This is a genomic window from Rathayibacter sp. AY1F8 (assembly GCF_002932165.1).
Taxonomy (GTDB): domain Bacteria; phylum Actinomycetota; class Actinomycetes; order Actinomycetales; family Microbacteriaceae; genus Rathayibacter.
The window spans coordinates 1-3,960 of record NZ_PSVB01000044.1 but is presented as its reverse complement, the minus strand read 5'-3'; the positions used below and the strand labels follow the sequence as shown (position 1 = coordinate 3,960).

Genomic DNA, 3,960 nt, shown 5'->3' with positions numbered 1-3,960 from the left:
GGTCGCCGCGATCTCGGAGCCGAGGCTCACGTTCGCGGACGCCTCCTGCGCGACGACGAGCCGACCGGTCCTGCGGACCGACGCGAGCAGCGGCTCCCAGTCGATCGGGGAGAGTGAGCGCAGGTCGACGACCTCGACGCTCGTGCCCTCCTCGCCGGCGAGCTCGGCGGCCTGGAGGAGGACGGCGACCATCGGGCCCCAGCCGACCAGCGTGACCTCGGTGCCCGGGCGGACGACGCGGCTGGCGTGCAGCGGCGCGGCGGATCCGCTGAGGTCGACGTCGCCCTTGGGCCAGTAGCGGCTCTTGGGCTCGAAGAACATGACGGGGTCGTCCGAGGCGATGGCCTCCTGGATCATCCAGTAGGCGTCGTTGGGAGTCGACGGGCTGACCGCGCGCAGGCCCGCGGTGTGCGCGAAGTACGCCTCGTTGCTCTCCTGGTGGTGCTCGACCGCTCCGATGTGCCCGCCGTAGGGCACGCGGATGACGACGGGCATGGTGATCGCACCCTCGTGGCGGTTGGTCATCTTGGCCAGCTGCGAGGTGATCTGGTCGAACGCCGGGTAGATGAACCCGTCGAACTGGATCTCGCAGACCGGGCGGAAGCCGCGCATCGCGAGCCCGATCGCAGTGCCGACGATGCCGGACTCGGCGAGCGGCGTGTCGAGCACGCGCTTCGCCCCGAACTCGGCGTGCAGGCCCTCGGTGATGCGGAAGACGCCGCCCAGGGGGCCGATGTCCTCGCCCATCAGGAGGACTCGGTCGTCCTGCGTCATCGCGCGGCGGAGGCCGGCGTTGAGCGCCTTGGCCATGGACATGGACTCGAGCTGCGACCCGGTGAGGGGCGGCTGCGCGGCCGTCGTGCTGGTGTCGATCGTCATCACTCGCCTCCGAACGATTCTTCGTAGCGCTGCAGCCACGCCTTCTGCTCCTCGACGAGCACGTGCGGCTCCGAGTAGACGTGGTCGAACATGACGCCCGTGGGCGGGACCTCGAGGGCGAGGAGGCGGCGGCGGATGTCGGACGCGAAGTCCTTCGCCTCCTCGTCGACCTCGTCGAAGAAGGACTGCTCCACGCCCTCGCTCCGCAGGAACGCGGCGAAGCGGGTGATCGGGTCCTTCGCGACCCACGAGGCGAGCTCGTCGTCGGTGCGGTACTTCGTCGGGTCGTCGCTCGAGGTGTGCGCGCCGATCCGGTAGGTCAGCGCCTCGATGAACTGGGGACCGCCGCCGGAGCGCGCGTCCTGCAGGTGCTTGGCGGTGACCGCGTAGCTCGCGAGCACGTCGTTGCCGTCGATCTGCACGCCGGGGATGCCGAAGCCGGAGGAGCGGAGGTAGAGGGGGCTGCGCGACTGCGTGGCCACGGGGACCGAGATCGCGTAGTGGTTGTTCTGGAGGAAGAAGACCTCGGGAGCCTGGTAGCTCGCGGCGAAGACCATCGCCTCGCTGACGTCGCCCTGGCTGGAGGCGCCGTCGCCGAAGTAGACGACGACGGCCGCGTCCTTCTCGGGGTCGCCCGTGCCGGTCGCTCCGTCGAAGGTGAGGCCCATCGCGTAGCCGGTCGCGTGCAGGGCCTGCGAGCCGAGCACCAGCGTGTAGAGGTGGAAGTTCCCGTTCGTCGGGTCGGTCGGGTCCCAGCCCCCGTGTGTCGTGCCGCGCAGGAGCGCGAGGACGCCGAGCAGGTCGATGCCGCGGATCTTGCCGATGACGTGCTCGCGGTAGGAGGGGAACACGTGGTCCTGCGGGCGCATCGCGAACGCGGAGCCGACCTGCGCCGCCTCCTGGCCGTGGCTCGGGACCCACAGTCCGAGCTGGCCCTGGCGCTGCAGGTTCGCGGCCTCGGTGTCGAAGCGGCGGACCACCGCCATCTCGCGGTAGAAGGAGCGGTGCTGCGCCTCGTCCACCCCGTCGAGGTAGGAGGCGTACTGCTCGGCCGCGGGGGTCGGCGAGAACCGCCCGTCCGCGGAGAGGAACTGGACAGTCGGCGACTCCGTGCTGGTGGCTACCACCCGACTAACCTATCCGTCTCGCGGGGTGGCCCTCGGGGAGGGAAGCCACAATCTCGGCCGCCGCGCTGAGGAGCTTGTCGACAGAGCGCGCCTCGCCGACGGAGACGCGGATCCCCTCCGGCGGGAACGCGCGGACCACGACCCCGGCGCGCTCGAAGACCTCGGCGGCCCGCGCCGTGTCCTCGCGGGTGTCGAACCAGAGGAAGTTCGCCTGCGACTCCGGGATCGTCCAGCCCTGGTCGAGCAGCGCCCGCCAGAGGTCGTCGCGGAGGCGGGTGATGCGGTGGACGCGCTCGAGGAGCTCCTCGCGGTGCTCGAGGGAGGCGACCGCCGCGGTCTCGGCGAACCGGGTGACCGAGAGCGGGATGGCGGTGGAGCGGGCGGCGTCGAGGATCCGCGCGTGGCCGATCGCGTAGCCGACGCGGAGGCCGGCGAGGCCGTACGCCTTGGAGAAGGTGCGGGCGATCACGAGGTTCGGGTAGCGGCCGAGCAGGCGGGTGCCGTCCACGGCCCGCTCGTCGACGACGAACTCGGCGTACGCCTCGTCGAGGAGCACGAGGACGTCTCCCGGGACGCGCTCGAGGAGCGCCTCGACGTCGTCGGCGGTCGCGACGGTGCCGGTGGGGTTGTTGGGGCTGCAGACGATCAGCAGGCGGGTGCGCTCGGTGACGGCCTGGGCCATGGCGTCGAGGTCGTGGGTGTCGTCGGCGCGCAGCGGCACGCGCACGCTGGTGGCGCCCGCGGTCGTGACGAGCGAGGGGTAGGCCTCGAACGAGCGCCAGGCGTAGACGACCTCGTCGCCCGGGCCCGCCGCCGCGGTGATGAGCTGGGCGATGACCGCGACGGAGCCGGCTCCGACGATCACCTCCTCGATCGGGACGCCGTACTCCGCGGCGAGCGCTGTGCGCAGGGCGGTCGCCGCCGCGTCCGGGTACCGGTTGAAGTCGTCCACCTCGCGGACCCGCGCGAGCACGGAGGGCAGCGGGTCGAACGGGTTCTCGTTGGAGGAGAGCTTGAAGGCGTCGGCGGCGGCCGCGCGGCCCTGCTTGTAGGCGGGGAGCGCCAGGATCTCGGGGCGGAGGCGGACGGGAGGCTCCTGCTGGTCGGTCACCCGCCCCATGCTAGGCGGCGCGGCGGCGGGCGCCCCGCCGTTCCGCGCGCGCCGTCCCCCGCCCTCGACGGGTGTGCGCCGGGCCCCCTTCCCACCGGTCGAGCGCCGTGGGTGCGGCCCGGAGGTGCGGCCGACCCGGGTCTCGGATGCGCGAACCGCCCCGCTGACCGGCGCCCACGGCGGCCGTCCCCCGATTAGGGTGCAGTGATGCGGAGTCGAGGGCGAGCCGAGCGGCGCGGGGGTGCGCGCCCGCTCCTCCGGGGCGCCACGGCCGCGATCGCCCTGCTCGTCGCCGCCGGCGCGCTCACCGGATGCACGCCCTCCGCGGAGGGCACGCAGGCGACCCCGACTCTCCGCGAGACGTCCATCGACGTCGCCGCGCCTCCGGCCTACACCGCCGCGCGCGAGGCCGGCCTCGCGCTGCGGGACGACTCGCTCGCGCTCCTCACCGCGACCGACGGCACCGTCGCGGGCGCGGCCCGCACCGATCTGCTGGTGGCGATCGGATCCCTGAACGCAGCGCTCGAGGGAGTCTCGGCCGACGCCATCACCACCGCGACGACCGCGGCCGGGGAGCAGCGGACGGCGCTGGCCGAGCGCGTGCTCGGCCTCGCCACGTCGACCCTCGCCTCCGGTCGCGGATCGACGTCCCGGCGGGCGGTGCTGACCGACGCGGTCGAGCAGCTCCGGAGCGCTCTCGCCTCGGGAGCCGCGGTCGCTCCGCTGGCCGTCGCCGTGATCGAGGCGCGCGAGCCGCTCGTCCCCGAGCCGGGCAGCGGATTCGCTCCTCCCCCGCGCCCCGCGCCTCCCGCCGCTCCCCGGCCGACCACGGCGCCCGAGCCC

3 protein-coding genes and 1 pseudogene are annotated in these 3,960 nt (G+C 73.4%); 1 reads left to right on the top strand and 3 read right to left on the bottom strand.

From position 1 onward, the window contains the following. From C5C35_RS16595 to hisC, 3 genes are all read right to left on the bottom strand, one after another. On the bottom strand, window positions 1–879 hold an 879-nt coding region (locus C5C35_RS16595), incomplete at its 3' end, for an alpha-ketoacid dehydrogenase subunit beta (protein ID WP_104263618.1). Next, window positions 879–2,006, bottom strand: coding sequence for a thiamine pyrophosphate-dependent dehydrogenase E1 component subunit alpha (locus tag C5C35_RS16590; RefSeq protein ID WP_104263617.1), 1,128 nt, complete (start codon window positions 2,004–2,006; stop codon window positions 879–881). The genes C5C35_RS16595 and C5C35_RS16590, both read right to left, overlap by 1 nt. A 4-nt stretch (window positions 2,007–2,010) precedes the next feature. After that, window positions 2,011–3,126, bottom strand: a complete 1,116-nt coding sequence (gene hisC, locus C5C35_RS16585) for a histidinol-phosphate transaminase (protein ID WP_104263616.1) — start codon at window positions 3,124–3,126, stop codon at window positions 2,011–2,013. 198 nt (window positions 3,127–3,324) lie between these two features. Between hisC and C5C35_RS16580 the strand changes: the two are divergent. After that, window positions 3,325–3,960: pseudogene (locus C5C35_RS16580) on the top strand (hypothetical protein); the annotation flags it as partial.